Below are 17,320 nucleotides of genomic sequence, written 5' to 3'. Positions count from 1 at the left end.
GTGTACTTCGCTCTCGTTTGCTTCTCGTTCAATTCATGCTCCCGTCCCGGCATTCTCCGGGCTGGGGCTATGCACTCCAGGGTTCGGGGGCAACCTCATGCATCAGCTTGAGGCTTGTGCCAGAACACGGTACGAATTCGGCGTGAAGGTCAGCATCGCCACCCGGTGAAGGAAGGTCTGGTGGTGGGCATGCGCTCCATGCCGGGCAACCCCTCCGACGGCCACACCTTGAGACGCTGGACAAGTGGGCATCCTCACCGGCACTGACAAACCACCCGCCACGGCCATCGTGGACAAGTGCTACCGGGGCGTGGCGATCGAAGGCGTGCGCATCCTGCGCTCGGGGCAGCGGCGCGGCGTCACCAAGACACTGAAGGTCATGATCAAGCGGCGCAGCGCCATCGAGCTGGCCATCGGGCACATGAAGATGGACGGGCGGTTGGGCCGCAATCCGCTCAAGGGCGCGCCGGGCGATGCGCTGCACGCGGTGATGTGCGGCGCCGGTCACAACCTGCGCCTGATCCTGGCCGCGCTGCGGCTTTATTGCGCCCGCTTCGGGCTGGCCATGCCGGCAGTCATCGCAGCGCTGATCGCCGCTCCGGTCAAGCACCGACCGGCCTGCGGCTGAGGACGGAATTGTTCAGGGCGGACCAGGTCGTTGTTGTCGATGGCGACCGCGCCGTTGTCCGGCTGCCGCGTCAGCGCGGTCCAGCGCCCTAGCGTGTGCCAAAAAGCTTAGGCGGCGAAGTGCATACCCGCATGCGTGTTCACAGTGATTTCGCTGGAACCCGCCTCAACGCTGCCCCCAAAGATCCGCAATGAACGCGGACCAGCCTCGCACCAGCTCAGCCCGCCGCGAGCCAGGCGTCCACCGGCTGAGCGTTCTGCATCGCCAGCCGCCAGGTCCTTCCTTCCTGTGCCGCCGGCAATTCCAGCCTCAGGCGCAGCAGGCGCTTGTCGCGCGCCACCAGCGCCGTGACGTTGCGTGTGCGACCGGTGTACAGGGCCAGGTCGTCCAAGCGGCTCAGGCGCCAGCCCTCGTTCTCGGTTTCCACGCCCAGCCACTCGTCTTCTGCCGCCAGGCCCGCTTGCTCGGCCGCTCCGCCACGCAGCACCACCTTGACGTGCACGCCGTTCTGCTCGCTCACGCGCAGGCCCAGGCGCTGGGCCAGTTGCGCCGGGTCATCGTGCACGGCCACGCCGTGGCGTTCCAGCAGTTCGCGCAGTGGCAGTTCGCCCTGGCCATGCACCCAAGCGGCGATTTCGGCATCGAATGGCCGGCCGCCCACGTCGGCCAAGGCGGCGGCAAAGTCGGCTTCCGACATCGGGCCGCCTGCGCACTGCGTCCACAGGCGCTGCATCACAGCGTCCAGCGTGCCGCGGCCTTCGGCGCGCAGGGTGAGGTCGAAGCACAACGCCACCAGCGCACCCTTGGCGTAGTAGCTCACCGTGGCGTTGGGCGTGTTGGCATCGGTGCGGTAGTACTTGACCCAGGCGTCCATGCTGGCCTCGGCCACGGACTGCACCAGCCGGCCCGGCGTCTGCATGACCTGGTTGATGGTCTTGTTCAGCAGCTTGAGGTAGCCGGCGTTGTCCAGCAGGCCGCAGCGGCGCAGCAGCAGGTCGTCGTAGTAGCTGGTGAAGCCCTCGAAGAACCACAGCAGCCGCGTGTACTGTTCGGCGTCGTAGTGGTACTGCGCGAACTCGGCCGGGCGCAGGCGCTTGACGTTCCAGGTGTGGAAGTACTCGTGGCTGACCAGCCCCAGCAGCGTGGTGTAGCCCTCGGCCTGGCGGGCAGACTCGCCACCGGCCTCGTCGCGGCGCGGCAGGTCGCGGCGGCTGCAGACGAGGGCGGTGGAGTTGCGGTGCTCCAGCCCGCCATAACTGTCGTCCATGGCGTTGAGCAGGAACACGTAGCGCTTGTGCGGCGGTTTGCCGCCCTGGGTGTGCCAGAAGCGGATCTGCTCCTCGCAGATCTTCTGCGTGTCCTGCAGCAGGCGGTTGCCGTCGAACGAAGGCGGTGCGCCGGAGACGACGAAGCGGTGGGCGATGCCACCGGCCTTGAAGTCGCCGTGCCAGAACGCGCCGAGCTCGAACGGGCAGTCGGCCAGCTCGTCGTAGTCGGCCGCCAGGTAGTGGCCGAAGCCCGCGGTGTCGACCTGTGCCGGCGAAAGGCCTGTCGCCACCGACCAGCCCGCGGTCTGGCGCGATGCCACGAGCTCCAGGCCGTGCGGCTGGGCCTCCTGGCCGTGCACACGCAGGCACAGGCTGGTGGCGTTGAAGAAGCCGCGCGCGGCATCCAGGAAAGCCGTGCGCACCGAGGTGTCGTGCGCATGCACGAGGTAGCGCAGCACCAGCGGCTTGCCGGGCTCGGCCGTGAGGTCCCAGCTGTTCTTGTCGAGCTGCCGGCAGTCCACCAGGCGCCGCCCCTGGTGGGCCTCGAGCTGCTGCAAATGCTTGGAGAACTCGCGCACCATGTAGCTGCCCGGGATCCAGACCGGCAACGACACCCGTTGCAGCGCCTGCGGTGCCTGGACCGTCAGCGTGACGCGGTACAGGTGGGCATGCAGATCGGCCAGTTCGACCCGGTAGGCGATGGCCGGCGTGTCGTGGTGGTGGTCGGCGGACGCGGCGGTGGCTTTGCGCGCCGGCGCGGGAGAGGGGGAGGTCGTCGGCATGTGCCGAGAATACAGGACGCCACGCGGCGTCCTGTGGGCTCAGGACTTGCGCGCGGACGCCGTGGCCAGCAGCTTCTCGACCTCGTCCAGCGGCATCGCACCCGGCACGCGTGTGCCATCGGTGAACAGCAAGGTGGGCGTGCCCGTGATCTTGTGCTTGCGGCCCAGCGCCACGTTGCGCGCCACGGGCGCGGCATCGCACTCGGCGGACGGGATCGGCTGGTTGCGCACCATCCAGTCCGACCAGGTCTTGGCCCGGTCCTTGGCGCACCAGATGTGCTGCGACTTGGCCACCGAGTCCGAGCCCAGGATGGGGTAGAGGTAGAGGTAGATCGTCACGTTGTCGATCTTCTCCATGTCGCGCTCGAAGCGCTTGCAGTAGCCGCAGTTCGGGTCCACGAAGACCGCCATCTGGCGCTTGCCGTCGCCGCGCACGAGCTTGAACGCATCCTTGAGCGGCAATTCCTTGAAGTCCAGCGCCGTGAGCTTGTTGATGCGGTCCTCCGTCAGGTTGCGGCGCTGCTGGGTGTCGAAGATCTGGCCCTGCAGCAGGAAGTTGCCCTGCGCGTCGGCATAGACGATCTCGGCACCCGCCAGACGGACTTCGTAGAGGCCCGGCAGCGGGCTGGCCGTCACCTCTTCGATGGTTGGAAGCTGCGGCAGCCGCTCGGCCAGCACCTTGCGGATGGTGGCTTCGGCGTTGGCCGGTGCGCTGCCCGTGGCGGGAGCTGCGGAGGCTGCCGTGGGGGCGGGCGTGGAGACGGGCGCCGGGGCGGCCGCCGGGGGCTCGCCCTTGCCGCAGGCGGGGAGCAGCACGGCCATGGCCAGTGCGGCGAGGGCGGCCTGCGGCCGGGGGAATCGAATGTTCACGTGGAATCCTTCTGCAATGTCGGCGTGTTCAGCCGTTCACACCCATGGCCTGCCGCGCCACCCAGCGCTTGAGCGGGCCGCTGCGTTCGAAGCCGTTCATTCCCCAGTTGCGCAGCCCTTGCCAGGCCGGTGCATTGTGCGCGAACAGCTGCTGCAGGCCGTCGGTGGCCAGGCGCATGCCGGCCAGCGCCGTCTTGCGCGCGCGCTCGTAGCGGCGCAGCACACGCAGGTCGCCCACGTTGCGCCAGCCATCGCGTGCGCGCAGCTGGTCCACGAGTTCGGCCACGTCGCCCAGCCCGAGGTTCAGGCCCTGGCCGGCCAGTGGGTGCACCGTGTGCGCGGCATCGCCGGCCAGGGCCCAGGCGCCGGCCAGGCCGTCGGCCGGCCCTTGCGCGCCCACGAAATGGCGGGCCTGCGCCAGCTGCAGCGGCCAGGCTGCGCGTTCGCCGGCCACCTGCAAGGTGCCCAGCGCGCCTTGGCTGATCTGTTCCAGCGCCTGCGTGAAGGCGGCGTCGTCCAGCCCCTGCGTGGCGGTGGCGCGCTCCTGCGGCACCGACCAGACCACGGCCACCTGGTGCCCGTCGGCGCCGCCCATGGGCAGCAGGGCCATCACCTCGTCCTGCAGCAGCCACTGGCGTGCCACCTCGCCATGCGGTCGCTCGCACTGCAGCCGCGTGGCAATCGCGGTCTGGCCGTAGGCATGGGTGTCGTAGGCCACGCCCAGCTCGGCGCGCGTGCTGCTGGCGCGGCCTTCGCAGACGACGGTGAGCGCGGCGCTGGCAGGAGGCCGCTCCAGCACCTCGATCTGCGGCTGGTAGCGCACCGCCTCGGCCAGGCGCTTTTCCAATGCGGCGACATCGACGATCCAGGCCAGCGGCATGCCGCGGCCCTGGCGTGCGGCATCGAAGTTCACTTCGCCGCCGTCGTCGCCGAACACCTGCATGGCCTGCACGGCCGTGGCCTCGGCGGGATCGGGCCAGCAGCGCAGGCTCTCGAGCAGCTGGCGCGAGGCCGCGTTCAAGGCATAGGCGCGCACGTCCGAAGACTCGCCCTGCCGCAGCGTGCCCGGCTGCACCAGCGCCACATGCAGCCGCTCGCGTGCCAGCAGCAGGGCCAGCGTGCGGCCGACGATGCCGCCACCGCGCACGCAGATGTCGAAAGTGGAAGGGGTGGGCATCGCGGGATTGTAGGAGTCGCCCTTGGGCACAATGCGCCCTCCACCGCTCAGCCCTTTGCCTGCCATGCCATCCGATCCCGCTGCCGACCTGTCCGCCCGCGACGTGCAAGCCCGCATAGCGCGGCTGTTCGTCTACCCGGTCAAATCCTGCGCCGGCGTCGAGGTCGACGAGGTGCTGCTGACCGAGACCGGCCTGGAGTTCGACCGCGCCTGGATGGTCGTCGACGAGCAGGGCCGCTTCGTCACCCAGCGCGAGCTGCCGCGCATGGCGCTCATCCAGCCCCGGCTCAAGCATTCCGAGATGGTGCTGCGCGCGCCCGGCATGCTGGCCCTGCACATCGCGCTGGATGCGGTGGAGGAGCCCTGCGAGGTCACGGTCTGGAAAGACCGCGTGAAGGCCTACGACATGGGTGACGTGGCGGCCCAGTGGTTCAGCGACTTCCTCAACACCGGGCGCCCGGACGGCACGCCCGCACGCAAGCTGCGCCTGGTGCGCTTCGACCCCGAGCAGCAGCGCCTGTCCAACAAGCGCTGGACCGGCGAGGTCGATGCGCAGACCCAGTTTGCCGACGGCTTCGCGCTGCTGGTGCTGAGCCAGGCCGCGGTGGATGGCCTCAACGAACGCCTGGTGGCGGCCGGCCATGCGGCCGTGGGCATCGAGCGCTTCCGTCCCAACATCGTGCTGGACGGCGTGGACGCGCACGACGAAGACAACTTCGGTGAACTCCTGATCGCGACCGACCAGGGCCCGGCCCGGCTCGGCCTGGTCAAGCCCTGCCCGCGCTGCCCCATCCCCAACATCGACCCGGCCACGGCCCTGTCCAGCCCCGAAGTCGGCGACACCATGCAGGCCTACCGCGCCCACCCGGCCGTGGACGGCGCAATCGCCTTCGGCATGAACGCCATCGTGCTGGACGGCATCGATGTCGCGCTGCGCCCGGGCCAGCCCGCCGCGGCCGACTACCGCTTCGACTGACCGCTGGCGGGCGGCGCCCCATGCAGCTGCGCACCAAGATCGTCGCGCTGGCCGTCGTGCCGCTGCTGCTGGCGCTGGTGCTGGTCACGCTCGCGGTGCGCTACCAGGAGCGCGACCTCGCGCTGCGCGAGCGCACGCTGATCGAGCAGAGCCACATGGCGCAGCGCCGCAGCGAGCTGCGCAGCTACGTGGCGCTGGCCCTCAGCACCGTGCAGCCGCTCTACGACAGCGGCCGCCACGACGAGGCCACGCGCGCCGAGGCGCTGCGCCGCCTGGCCGCGCTGGACTATGGCAACGACGGCTACTTCTTCGTCTACGACCTGCAGGGCCGCTCGCTCATGCATTCGCGCCAGCCCGACCTGGTCGGCCGCTCGCTCTGGGAACTGCGCGATGCGCAGGGCCGCTACACCATCCAGGACCTGCTGCGCGGCGCACAGCAGCCCGGCGGCGGTTTCGTCGAGTACGAATGGCGCAAGCCTTCCAGCGCGCAACTGGCGCCCAAGCTGGGCTACGTGACGCTGCTGCCGCGCTGGGGCTGGATGGTCGGCACCGGCCTGTACCTGGACGACATCCAGGCCACGCTGTCGGTCATGGACCGGCAGATGAACGCCAACGTGGCCGCCACGCTCTTGTGGATCGCCGGCATCGCCGCGCTGTGCCTGGCGGCCGTCAGCGCCGCCGGCCTGCTGCTCAACCTCAGCGAGCACCGCACGGCCGAGGCCAAGCTGCGCCTGCTGGCGCGCCGCGTCGTGCAGTCGCAGGAGGACGAGCGCGGGCACCTCGCGCGCGAGCTGCACGACGGCACCAGCCAGGCGCTGGTGGGCGTCAAGCTGCAGATCGAGTCGTATGTCGATGCGCTGGGCGCGCCCGCGCCGCCGCCCGCGCTGGCCAAGGCCCTGCAGCGGCTCCATGCCGCGCTGGCCGAGGTGCGCGGCCTGTCGCACCGGCTGCGGCCCGCGCTGCTGGACCAGCTGGGCCTGCCGGCCGCGCTCGAACGGCTGGCGCAGGAGTTCGACGACCAGGGCGGCATCCAGGCCGAGGCGGTGGTCGAAGGCGTGCCGCGCGATCTGCCGGCCGAGGCCAAGACCGCGCTGTTCCGCGTTGCGCAGGAGGCGCTGACCAACGTGCACAAGCACGCGGCCGGCGCGCACCGCGTGACGCTGGCGCTGCGCTTCGACGCGGCCAGCGTGCATCTCTCGGTGCACGACGACGGCCAGGGCTTCGACGTGCAGGCCGTGCAGGTGGACGCACGCCGCGGCATCGGCCTGCGCAACATGCGCGAGCGCATGGCGGCCGTGGGCGGCCAGCTGCACCTGCATTCCGAACCCGGCGCGACCAGCATCGAAGCCGAACTGCCGGTGCCTCCATGAGCGCAGCGCCGTGTCGCCCCATGACGGCACGCGCCCGCCCGGCTGCACAGGCCGCGGGCCGAAGGAGGGCGCCATGACCCATCCGGTCCGCCTGTTCCTCGTCGACGACCACCCGCTCGTGCGCGACGGCCTGCGCGCGCGGCTCGCGTCCGTGCCCTGGATCACCGTGGTCGGCGAGGCCGGCAGCGCGGCCGAGGCGCTGGCCCTGCTCGACGCCGCGGCGCCCGACCTGCTGCTCATGGACGTGGGCATGAAGGACATGAACGGCCTGGAGCTGGCGGCCCTGGTGCTGCAGCGCCCCCAGCCGCCCCACGTCGTCATGCTGAGCATGTACGACAACCCCGAGTACGTGCAACAGGCCCTGCAACTCGGCGCGCGCGGCTATGTGCTCAAGGACGCGCCGGCCGCCGAGATCGTGGCCGCCATCGAGGCCGCCGCCGCTGGCGGCACCTTCCTGTCGCCCGCCGTCTCGCGCCGGCTCTTCCGCAAGGCCGAACCGCGCCCGCTGCTCACGCCGCGCGAGTCCGAGATCCTGGCCGCGCTGGGCCGCGGCGAGTCGAGCAAGCAGATCGCGCGTGCGCTGTCCTTGAGCGTGCGCACGGTCGAGGCGCACCGCCAGAGCATCAAGCGGCGCCTGGCCATCGACAGCCTGGCCGAGCTGATCCGCTACGCCGTGGAACACACCGGCCCGAAGTAAGGGTTTGTTCTTAGGTGGCCGCGCGTAGGCCACCCACGCGCTGCGACGGATGCGGTGTACGTGCCCCTGCGGAACACTGCACGCCTTCATCTTCGAGGAGACATCCGCATGGACACCATCCGTCGCCACCTGGTGTGGCTGGCCGTGGCCGTCGTCGGCGCTTTCGCGCTCGGCACCGTGGCCCTTTCGCGCGGCGAGAGCATCAACGCACTGTGGATCGTCACCGCGGCGATCTGCACCTACCTGATCGCCTACCGCTACTACAGCCTGTTCATCGCCGACAAGGTGCTGGGCCTGGACGGCAACCGCAAGACGCCCGCGCACCGCCACAACGACGGCCTGGACTATGTGCCGACCGACAAGAACGTGCTGTTCGGCCACCACTTCGCCGCCATCGCGGGTGCCGGCCCGCTGGTCGGCCCCGTGCTGGCCGCGCAGATGGGCTACCTGCCCGGCATGCTGTGGATCCTGGCCGGCGTGGTGTTCGCTGGAGCCGTGCAGGACTTCATCGTCCTCTTCATCTCCACGCGCCGTGACGGCCGCTCGCTGGGCGACCTGGTCAAGCAGGAGATGGGCGCCGTGCCCGGCATGATCGCGCTGTTCGGCACCTTCATGATCATGGTCATCATCCTCGCGGTGCTGGCGCTGATCGTGGTCAAGGCCCTGGCCGAATCGCCTTGGGGCACCTTCACGGTGGCGGCCACCATTCCCGTGGCGCTGTTCATGGGCGTGTACCTGCGCTACATCCGCCCCGGCCGCATCGGCGAGGTCTCCGTCATCGGCTTCGTGCTGCTGATGGCCGCCATCTTCGGCGGCCAGGCCGTCAGCGCCGACCCGGTCTGGGGCCCGATGTTCACCTTCGACGGCAAGGCGCTGACCTGGATGCTGATCGGCTACGGCTTCGTGGCCGCCAGCCTGCCGGTGTGGCTGCTGCTGGCGCCGCGCGACTACCTGTCCACGTTTCTCAAGATCGGCACCATCATCGCGCTGGCCATCGGCATCGTCTGGGTCAGCCCGCAGCTGCAGATGCCCGCCATCACGCAGTTCGCGCAGGGCAATGGGCCGGTCTGGTCGGGCAACCTGTTCCCGTTCCTGTTCATCACGATCGCCTGCGGCGCGGTGTCGGGCTTCCACGCGCTGATCTCCTCGGGCACCACGCCCAAGATGCTCGACAACGAACGCCACGCGCGCTTCATCGGCTACGGCGGCATGCTGGCCGAATCCTTCGTCGCCATCATGGCGCTGGTGGCCGCGGCCTGCATCGAGCCCGGCGTCTACTTCGCGATGAACAGCCCGGCCGCGCTGGTCGGCAGCACGCCCGAAGCCGTGGCCCAGGTCATCTCCGGCTGGGGCTTCGCCGTCACGCCCGAGATGCTGGTGCAGACTGCCAAGGACGTGGGCGAGACGACCATCCTGGGCCGCGCCGGCGGCGCGCCCACGCTGGCCGTGGGCATGGCGCACATCCTGCACCAGGTCATCGGCGGCCAGGCCATGATGGCCTTCTGGTACCACTTCGCGATCCTCTTCGAGGCGCTGTTCATCCTGACGGCGGTGGACGCCGGCACGCGCGCCGGCCGCTTCATGCTGCAGGACCTCTTGGGCAGCTTCGTGCCCGCGCTCAAGCGCACCGATTCGCTGCCGGCCAACCTCCTGGCCACGGCGCTGTGCGTGGCGGCCTGGGGCTACTTCCTGTACCAGGGCGTGGTCGATCCGCTGGGCGGCATCAACACGCTGTGGCCGCTGTTCGGCATCTCCAACCAGATGCTGGCCGCCGTGGCGCTGATGCTGGGCGTGGTCGTGCTGTTCCGCATGAAGCGCGAGCGCTACGCCTGGGTGGCCATCGCGCCGGCCGCCTGGCTGCTGGCCTGCACGCTGACGGCCGGCTGGCAGAAGATCTTCTCGGCCGACCCCAAGATCGGCTTCCTGGCGCACGCGGCCCGCTACTCCGAAGGTCTGGCCAACGGCGTGCTGGTGGCGCCCGCCAAGACGCCCGAGGCCATGGCCCGCATCGTCTTCAACGACCGACTGGACGCCGCGCTCTGCGCGCTGTTCATCTTCGTGGTGCTGAGCGTGCTGGTCTACAGCGTCAAGGCCTGCCTGGCGGCGCGCGCGAGCAACCGTCCGACGACGCACGAGACGCCGTACGAAGCGCTGGCGGTGCGATGAGCGCCGCGCCGGGCCGCCCCAAGCAAGCTCGCTCCCCCACGGGGGGACAGGCCGCAGGCCGAAGGGGGCACCAATGAACTTGCAGGAGACGCTGCCGCAGGCCGGGCGCTACCTCGCGCGCTCGGCGCGCGCGGTCGGCCAGTCGCTGCGGCTCATGGTCGGGCTGCCGGACTACGACACCTACCTCACGCACATGGCCGCGACCCACCCGGACCGCGCGCCCATGAGCTACGAGGAGTTCTTCAAGGAGCGCCTGGAGGCGCGCTACGGCGCGGGCAAGGGCCGTTGCTGTTGACGGCCAGGGCCTGTTCAGCGACCGCCTAAAATCGCGGGTTCTCCCGAATCCAGCTGAAAGCCCTGCCATGAGCCTCCAATGCGGCATCGTGGGCCTGCCCAACGTGGGCAAGTCCACCCTCTTCAACGCGCTGACCAAGGCCGGCATCGCGGCTGAGAACTACCCGTTCTGCACGATCGAGCCCAACACCGGCGTGGTCGAGGTGCCCGATCCGCGTCTGGCGCAGCTGTCGGCCATCGTCGGCCCCGAGCGCATCGTGCCGGCCATCGTCGAGTTCGTGGACATCGCAGGCCTGGTGGCCGGCGCCAGCACCGGCGAGGGCCTGGGCAACAAGTTCCTGGCCCACATCCGCGAGACCGACGCCACCGTCAACGTGGTGCGCTGCTTCGAAGACCCGAACGTGATCCACGTGGCCGGCAAGGTCGACCCGATCTCCGACATCGAGGTGATCCAGACCGAGCTGTGCCTGGCGGACCTGGCCACGGTCGAGAAGGCGCTGCACCGCCACACCAAGGTGGCCCGCTCGGGCGACAAGGACGCGCAGAAACTGGTGGCGCTGCTGGAGCGCTGCCAGGCCGCGCTGAACGAGAACACGCCCGTGCGCGCGCTCGAGTTCACCAAGGAAGAGCGCCCGCTGGTCAAGACCTTCAGCCTGATCACGGCCAAGCCCGCGATGTTCGTGGCCAACGTGGCCGAGGACGGCTTCGAGAACAATCCCTTCCTCGACCGCTTGACCGAGTACGCCACCAAGCAGGGCGCGCCCGTGGTTGCCATCTGCGCCAAGATCGAGGCCGAGCTGTCCGAGATGGACGACGAGGACAAGAAAATGTTCCTGGCCGAGATCGGCCAGGACGAGCCGGGCCTGAACCGGTTGATCCGCGCCGCCTACAAGCTGCTGGGGCTGCAGACCTACTTCACCGCCGGCGTGAAGGAAGTGCGCGCCTGGACCATCCACATCGGCGACACCGGCCCGCAGGCCGCCGGCGTGATCCACGGCGACTTCGAGAAGGGCTACATCCGCGCCCAGACCATCGCCTTCGACGACTACATCGCCTTCAAGGGCGAGCAAGGCGCCAAAGACGCGGGCAAGATGCGGGCCGAAGGCAAGGAATACGTCGTCAAGGATGGCGACGTGATGAACTTCCTCTTCAGCAGCTGAACGCAGGCGGCCGGCCCGGCCGCCACCAGGCGCCCTGCCTCTGGGAGCACCGCGGCCCCGGGGCAGTCGCCACCGGGACTGCGCACCCGCCTGGATGGCGGACGGCCGTTGTACGCTCTTGAACGCAAGGGATTCTCAACGCCGACGTCCACACCAGGAGCAGGAGACATGCGCGACTATCTGAAGTTCTACATTGGGGGCCAGTGGGTCGACCCCGCCACGCCCAAGAGCATCGACGTGATCGACCCGGCCACCGAGCGGCCGGCCGGGCGCATCTCGATGGGCAGCGCCGCCGACGTCGACCGGGCCGTGCAGGCCGCGCGCAAGGCGTTTGCCAGCTACTCGCGCACCAGTGTCGATGAGCGCGTCGCGCTGCTGGAGCGCGTGGTCGCCGAATACAAGAAGCGCTATGCCGACGTCGCGGCCGCCATCACCGAGGAGATGGGCGCGCCCGTGGCGCTGGCGCGCGACGCCCAGGCCGCCATGGGCCTGGCGCACCTGAAGACCGCGCTGGAGGTGCTCAAGGGCTACGCGTTCCAGGAGCAGCGCGGCAGCACGCTGGTGGTGAAGGAGCCGATCGGCGTGTGCGGCTTCATCACGCCCTGGAACTGGCCCGTCAACCAGATCGCCTGCAAGGTGGCGCCCGCGCTGGCCGTGGGTTGCACCATGGTGCTCAAGCCGTCGGAGATCGCGCCGTTCTCGGGCTATATCTGGACCGAGATCCTGGACGCGGCCGGCGTGCCGGCCGGCGTCTACAACCTCGTCAACGGCGACGGCCCCACGGTGGGCGCGGCGCTCTCCGCGCACCCCGAGGTCGACATGGTCTCGTTCACGGGCTCCACGCGGGCCGGCGTCGAGGTGGCCCGCAACGCGGCACCCACCGTCAAGCGCGTGCACCAGGAGCTGGGCGGCAAGTCGCCCAACGTGATCCTGCCCGATGCCGACTTCAAGCAGGCCATCAAGGCCGGCGTGCGCGGCGTCATGAACAACTCGGGCCAGTCCTGCAACGCACCCACGCGCATGCTGGTGCCCAACGCGCGCATGGACGAGGCGCTGGCCATCGCCAAGCAGGTGGCCGAGGCCACCACGGTGGGCGCGCCCGACAGCGGCGCGCAGCTGGGCCCGGTGATCTCCGCCACGCAGTGGGACAAGATCCAGACGCTGATCCACAAGGGCATCGCCGAAGGCGCGACCGTGGTTGCCGGCGGCCCGGGCAAGCCCGCGGGCCTGGAGGTCGGCTACTACGTCAAGCCCACGGTGCTGGGCGGCGTGCACAACCGGATGACGGTGGCGCGCGAGGAGATCTTCGGCCCCGTGCTGACCATCCTGGGCTACGACACGGTGGACGAGGCCGTGCAGATCGGCAACGACACGCCCTACGGCCTGGCGGCCTACGTGTCGGGCACCGACCCCGAGGCCACGCGCGATGTGGCCTCGCGCCTGCGTGCGGGCCAGGTCAACATCAACAGCGCCGCGATCGACCTGACGGCGCCGTTCGGCGGCTTCAAGCAGTCCGGCAATGGGCGCGAGTGGGGCGACCATGCCTTCGGCGAGTTCCTGGAGGTCAAGGCCATGCTGGGTTTCGCACCGAAGGCGGCGGCCTGAGGCCGGGGAGAACGCGATGCTGAGCTACCAGATCGACACCTTCGGCAAGCCGCTGGCCCAGGTCATCCGCGAGACGCCGCAGCCCCAGGGCAGCGAGGTGCTGCTCCAGGTCGGCAGCTGCGGCGTGTGCCACAGCGACGTGCACCTGCAGGACGGCTACTTCGACCTCGGCGGCGGCAACCGCATGGACATGGCGCGCGCCATGCAGCCGCCGCGCACGCTGGGCCACGAGATCGCCGGCACCGTGGTGGCCGTGGGTCCCGAGGCGCGCGGCGTGGCCGTGGGCGACCGCCGCGTGGTCTACCCCTGGATCGGCTGCGGCCGTTGCACGCTGTGCACCACGGGCGACGAGCAGCTGTGCAATGCGCCGCAGGCCCTGGGCGTGCACCGCGACGGCGGCTTTGCCGACCATGTCTTGGTGCCGCACCCGCGCGTGCTGCTCGACTACGACCCGCTGCCCGAGGACCAGGCCGCCACGCTGGCCTGCTCCGGCCTCACGGCCTTCGGCGCCCTGAAGAAGATCGATGCATTGGGCCCCAACGATGCCGTGATGGTCATCGGCGCGGGCGGCGTCGGCTTGTCCGGCATCCGGCTCGCGCGAGAGCTGTTCCAGCGTTCGCCCATCGTGGTCGAGCTCGACCGCAGCAAGTGGGACGTGGCGCGCGAAGCGGGCGCCGGCGAGCTGATCGACCCGAGCGAAGACGGCGCGCTGAAGGCGCTGGTCAAGGCCACGGGCGGTGGCGTCGCCGCCGCGGTGGATTTCGTGGGTGCGCCGGCCTCGTTCAACTTCGGCTTCGGCGCGCTGCGCAAGGGCGGCAAGCTGGTCTGCGTGGGCCTGTTCGGCGGCGCCACGACCATCGTGCCGGCCATGGTCTCGATGAAGGCCGTCAGCGTGGTCGGCTCCTACGTGGGCAGCCTGGCCGAGATGCAGGAGCTGCTGGCCATCGCGCGTGCCGGGCGCCTGCCGGCCATGCCGGTCACGGCCCAGCCGCTGGCCCAGGCCTCGCAGGCGCTGGACGACCTGCGCGCCGGCCGCATCCGCGGCCGGACCATCCTGCACCCCTAGGCTGCGCCGAACTCCGCCAGCACGGCCTGCGTGTGCTGGCCCAGCAGCGGCGCTTCTCCTGGCGCAGCGCGGCCCGCCTGGCCCGGCATGTTGGGCCAGTCCAGCGTGCCCAGGCCCGGCACCTCCAGCGCCGCGAACACGCCTGCATGCCTTGCCTGCGCGCTCTGCGGCAGGTCCTGCGGCCGCGCGGCGCGCGCGTGCAGCACGTCGTGGCGGCGCAGCAGGGCCTCCCAGTCGGCCACGGTCTGCGTGGCGAGCTGGGTGGCCAGCGCGCCGTTGAGTTCCAACGCGCGCGGGATGCGGCCTGCGCTCGTGGCCAGGTCGGGATCGGCCAGCCAGTCGGCGCGGTCCAGCGCCTCGGCCAGGCGGCGGAACATGGCGTCGTCCAGCATGCTCACGTACAGGTGGCCGTCGCTGGCGCGGAACAGGCCGGTCGGCACGTTGAAGGCCACGGCCTCGGCTTCTGGAAACATCGCGGCGTCCAGCACCAGGTAGCTTTGCAGCGCGGCGGCGGTCTCCAGCATCGAGACCTGCACATGCCGGCCCTGGCCCGTGCGCGCGGCACGCACCAGCGCGGCCATGGCGTTCTGCGCGGCCTGCAGGCCAGTGGCGATGTCGACCAGGAACAGGCCGATGCGGCGCGGCGCGCCCGTGGCGTCGCGGTTCAGGTGCATGAGGCCGGTGGCGGCCTGCATGGTGGTGTCCAGCGCGGGCAGCTGGGCGTCGGGGCCGGTCGCGCCGTGGCCCGAGATCGACACGTAGACCAGGTCCGGCCGCTGCGCCGCGAGTTCGGCATAGCCCACGCCCATGCGCTCGACCACGCCGGGGCGGTAGTTCTGCACGACCACATCGGCCTGTGCGGCGAGCTGGCGCAGGGCAGCGCGGCCGGCTTCGGTGCGCGTGTCCAGCACCACGCTTTCCTTGCCCAGGTTGTAGGCGATCGAGATCGCGGTGTGGCCGGCGCGCGCGCGGCCCATCTGGCGGCTCCAGTCGCCGTGCGGCGGCTCGACCTTGATCACGCGCGCGCCCTGCTGGCGCAGCAGCAGGCCGCAGTGCGGGCCGGCGATGCCCTGGGAGAGGTCGAGCACGGTCAGGCCGTGCAGCGGGAGGTCTTCTGGCGTCATGGCATGTCGATGATGACTTTGCCGATGGCGCGGCGCGACAGCGTGGTGTCCAGCGCCGCATGCCAGTCGGCCAGCGGGAAATGCTGGGTCTGCGGCAAGGCCATCCGGCCTTCGGCCACGTTGGCGAGCAGTTCGGCGACCAGCGCCTGCACCTTGGACGCGTAGCGGCGCCGCTCGTCGGTCAGGCCCCAGCCGATGTAGTAGCCGTAGTTGAAGCCGATCACGCTGAGGTTCTTGACCAAGAGCAGGTTGGCCGGCGCGCTCGGGATGGTGCCACTCGCGTAGCCGATGCTCAGGATGCGCGCCTCGGGCGCGGTGCAGCGCAGCGAGGCGTCGAAGAGCGCGCCGCCCACGGGGTCGAACACCACGTCGGCGCCGCGCGGGCAGACCGCCTTGACGGCAGCCGCCAGGGTCTCGGCATCGCCCGCCAGCGCGTGGTGCGCGCCCAGCGCCAGCGCGGCCGCGCGCTTGGCGGGCGTGCTGGCGGTGGCGATGACCTGCGCGCCCATCAGGCGGCCGATCTGGATGGCCGCCATGCCCAGTGCGCCGGCCGCGCCGTGCACGAGCAGCGTTTCGCCGGGCTGGAGCGCTGCGCGCCAATGCAGCGCGGCCCAGGTCGTGCCGTAGGTGATGGGCAGCGCGGCGGCCTTGTCCAGCGGCACGGCGTCGGGCAGCGGGTAGACGGTGTCGGCGGCGATCACCACCTCTTCGGCGAAGGCGCCCCAGTCCAATGCGGCCATCACGCGCTGGCCGGGCTGCAGCTGCGTCACGTCGGGCGCCACCTCCAGCACCTCGCCCGCGGCCTCGGTGCCGGGCGTGAAGGGAAGCGGCGGCTTGCGCTGGTACTTGCCGGCCACGAACAGGCTCACGGCGAAGCCCACGCCGGCATGGCGCACGCGCAGGCGCACCTGGCCTGGGGCGAGCGGCTGGCGCGGCAGTTGCGTGAGTGCGAGTTCGCTCCAGTGGCCGAAGCGGGTGCAGAGCAGTCCGGTGTAGGTCGAAGAGGTCATTCGATCTTGATGTTGAGCTCGCGCACGAAGCGCGACCATTTGTCGAGGTCGCCGCGCAGCACGGCGTCGAACTCCTGCGGCGTGTTGCCGATGGGCACCAGGTTCAGCTCGCGCATGCGCTTGTCGATCTCGGGCAGCCGCACGATGCGCGCCACCTCCTTGGACAGCGCCGCGGCGCGTTCCGGCGGCACGCCGGCCGGCATCAACAGGCCCATCCAGGCGTCGGGCTCGAAGCCCTTGTAGCCGCTCTCGAGAAAAGTGGGCACCTCGGGCAGCAGGGCCGAGCGCTGCGCACCGGCCATGGCCACCGGGATCAGCTTGCCGCTCTGCAGCAGCGGCTTGGCCGTGCCCACGGCGATCAGGCCGATCTTCACGTGGCCAGCGGCCAGGTCGGTGGCCAGCGGCGCGCCGCCCTTGTAGGGCACGTGCTCCATCTCCAGTCCCGCCTCGCGCTTGAACAGCTCGCCCAGGATGTGGCCGGTCGTGCCCATGCCGTAGGAGCCGTACGGATACTTGCCCGGGTTGGCCTTCACGAGCTTGACGAGTTCGGGCAGCGTGCGCGCCGGGAAGTCGGGCGACACCGCGAGGATGGTGGACGAGGCCGCCACTTCGCTGACGGCCGTGAAGTCCTTCACCGGGTCGTAGCCGATGTTGGGGAACAGCGGCGGGTTCTGCACGTGGGCCGTGAAGGTCAAGAGGGCGGTGTAGCCGTCCTTGGGCGCCTGGGCCACGAACTTGGTGCCCGTGGTGGTGCCCGCGCCGGGCTTGTTGTCGACGATGACGGGCTGGCCCCAGGCCTTGGTCAGTTCCTGGCCCAGCAGGCGGGCCACGGCGTCGTTGACGTTGCCGGCCACCGAGGGCACGACGATGGTCAGCGGCTTGCTCGGGTAGGGCGCGTTGTCGGTGGCCTGGGCGGGCAGGGCGGCCAGAGTGCCCAGCATGGGCAGCGCCAGCAGGGCAGCGCCAAAGCGGCGCCGGTGAACGATGGGCATGGTTGTCTCCTTGGTGTCTGCGTGGCGGCCGGTGCCCGTGCCGCCTGCTTGCGGGCCAGTTTAGGATCGCGCGCCGGTCTGGCGGGATTCCCCGCGGGCCGATTCCGATGCCTGCCGGGAATCCATGGCAGCACC

Annotated in this window: 14 protein-coding genes and 1 pseudogene; 9 read left to right on the top strand and 6 right to left on the bottom strand. The window is 70.5% G+C overall.

Features of this window, described 5'->3' with window-relative positions:
- Positions 1 to 118: 118 nt before the first annotated feature.
- Positions 119 to 628: pseudogene (locus ASF44_RS13370) on the top strand (IS5/IS1182 family transposase); the annotation flags it as partial.
- A gap of 217 nt (positions 629 to 845) precedes the next feature.
- On the opposite strand, the gene ASF44_RS13365 reads toward ASF44_RS13370, so the two are convergent.
- Genes ASF44_RS13365 through ASF44_RS13355 form a run of 3 tightly spaced genes read right to left on the bottom strand, consistent with a single transcriptional unit; the run spans position 846 to position 4,725 of the window.
- Complete coding sequence (locus ASF44_RS13365; protein ID WP_082524750.1) at positions 846 to 2,678, bottom strand: M61 family metallopeptidase; 1,833 nt, start codon at positions 2,676 to 2,678, stop codon at positions 846 to 848.
- Between the two features lie 39 nt (positions 2,679 to 2,717).
- Entirely contained in the window at positions 2,718 to 3,548 is an 831-nt protein-coding gene (locus ASF44_RS13360; protein ID WP_235579211.1) for a DsbC family protein, read from the bottom strand.
- Positions 3,549 to 3,576: 28 nt separating this feature from the next.
- The gene (locus ASF44_RS13355) at positions 3,577 to 4,725 is read right to left on the bottom strand and encodes an FAD-dependent monooxygenase (protein WP_056899727.1); all 1,149 of its coding nucleotides are present in this window, start codon (positions 4,723 to 4,725) and stop codon (positions 3,577 to 3,579) included.
- Positions 4,726 to 4,789: 64 nt separating this feature from the next.
- Between ASF44_RS13355 and ASF44_RS13350 the strand changes: the two genes are divergently transcribed.
- The 8 genes from ASF44_RS13350 (at position 4,790) to ASF44_RS13315 (ending at position 14,059) form a co-directional block, all read left to right on the top strand.
- Entirely contained in the window at positions 4,790 to 5,701 is a 912-nt protein-coding gene (locus ASF44_RS13350; protein WP_056899724.1) for an MOSC domain-containing protein, read from the top strand.
- A gap of 20 nt (positions 5,702 to 5,721) precedes the next feature.
- Entirely contained in the window at positions 5,722 to 7,071 is a 1,350-nt protein-coding gene (locus ASF44_RS13345) for a cache domain-containing protein (RefSeq protein WP_082524748.1), read from the top strand.
- A 73-nt stretch (positions 7,072 to 7,144) separates the two neighbouring features.
- Positions 7,145 to 7,768 (top strand): response regulator transcription factor, encoded by a 624-nt coding sequence (locus tag ASF44_RS13340; protein ID WP_056899722.1) that lies wholly within the window; start codon positions 7,145 to 7,147, stop codon positions 7,766 to 7,768.
- Between the two features lie 108 nt (positions 7,769 to 7,876).
- Positions 7,877 to 9,934 carry a carbon starvation CstA family protein gene (locus ASF44_RS13335; RefSeq protein ID WP_056899721.1) on the top strand — a complete coding sequence of 686 codons (2,058 nt, stop codon included), beginning with the start codon at positions 7,877 to 7,879 and terminating at the stop codon, positions 9,932 to 9,934.
- A gap of 73 nt (positions 9,935 to 10,007) precedes the next feature.
- On the top strand, positions 10,008 to 10,229 hold the full coding sequence (locus tag ASF44_RS13330) for a YbdD/YjiX family protein (protein WP_056899720.1): 222 nt from the start codon (positions 10,008 to 10,010) through the stop codon (positions 10,227 to 10,229).
- 67 nt (positions 10,230 to 10,296) lie between these two features.
- Positions 10,297 to 11,388: a redox-regulated ATPase YchF gene (gene ychF, locus ASF44_RS13325; RefSeq protein WP_056899719.1), complete on the top strand. Its 1,092-nt coding sequence runs from the start codon at positions 10,297 to 10,299 to the stop codon at positions 11,386 to 11,388.
- 168 nt (positions 11,389 to 11,556) lie between these two features.
- Positions 11,557 to 12,993 (top strand): aldehyde dehydrogenase family protein, encoded by a 1,437-nt coding sequence (locus ASF44_RS13320; RefSeq protein WP_056899718.1) that lies wholly within the window; start codon positions 11,557 to 11,559, stop codon positions 12,991 to 12,993.
- 16 nt (positions 12,994 to 13,009) lie between these two features.
- Positions 13,010 to 14,059, top strand: coding sequence for an alcohol dehydrogenase (locus ASF44_RS13315; RefSeq protein ID WP_056899717.1), 1,050 nt, complete (start codon positions 13,010 to 13,012; stop codon positions 14,057 to 14,059).
- Here the strand turns inward: ASF44_RS13315 and ASF44_RS13310 are convergent.
- Genes ASF44_RS13310 through ASF44_RS13300 form a run of 3 tightly spaced genes read right to left on the bottom strand, consistent with a single transcriptional unit; the run spans position 14,056 to position 17,185 of the window.
- The gene (locus tag ASF44_RS13310; RefSeq protein WP_056899716.1) at positions 14,056 to 15,183 is read right to left on the bottom strand and encodes a CaiB/BaiF CoA-transferase family protein; all 1,128 of its coding nucleotides are present in this window, start codon (positions 15,181 to 15,183) and stop codon (positions 14,056 to 14,058) included. The two genes, ASF44_RS13315 and ASF44_RS13310, sit on opposite strands and share 4 nt — an antisense overlap.
- A complete protein-coding gene (locus ASF44_RS13305) occupies positions 15,180 to 16,193 on the bottom strand; it encodes an NADPH:quinone oxidoreductase family protein (RefSeq protein ID WP_056899715.1) in 1,014 nt (337 codons plus the stop codon). The genes ASF44_RS13310 and ASF44_RS13305 overlap by 4 nt, the downstream gene beginning before the upstream one ends.
- Entirely contained in the window at positions 16,190 to 17,185 is a 996-nt protein-coding gene (locus ASF44_RS13300) for a tripartite tricarboxylate transporter substrate binding protein (RefSeq protein ID WP_056899714.1), read from the bottom strand. The genes ASF44_RS13305 and ASF44_RS13300 overlap by 4 nt, the downstream gene beginning before the upstream one ends.
- Positions 17,186 to 17,320: the final 135 nt, after the last annotated feature.

This window comes from Pseudorhodoferax sp. Leaf274, from assembly GCF_001422445.1.
Lineage (GTDB): Bacteria > Pseudomonadota > Gammaproteobacteria > Burkholderiales > Burkholderiaceae_C > Pseudorhodoferax.
The sequence above is the reverse complement of the archived record's forward strand: the minus strand, read 5'-3'. Positions and strand labels throughout refer to the sequence as shown.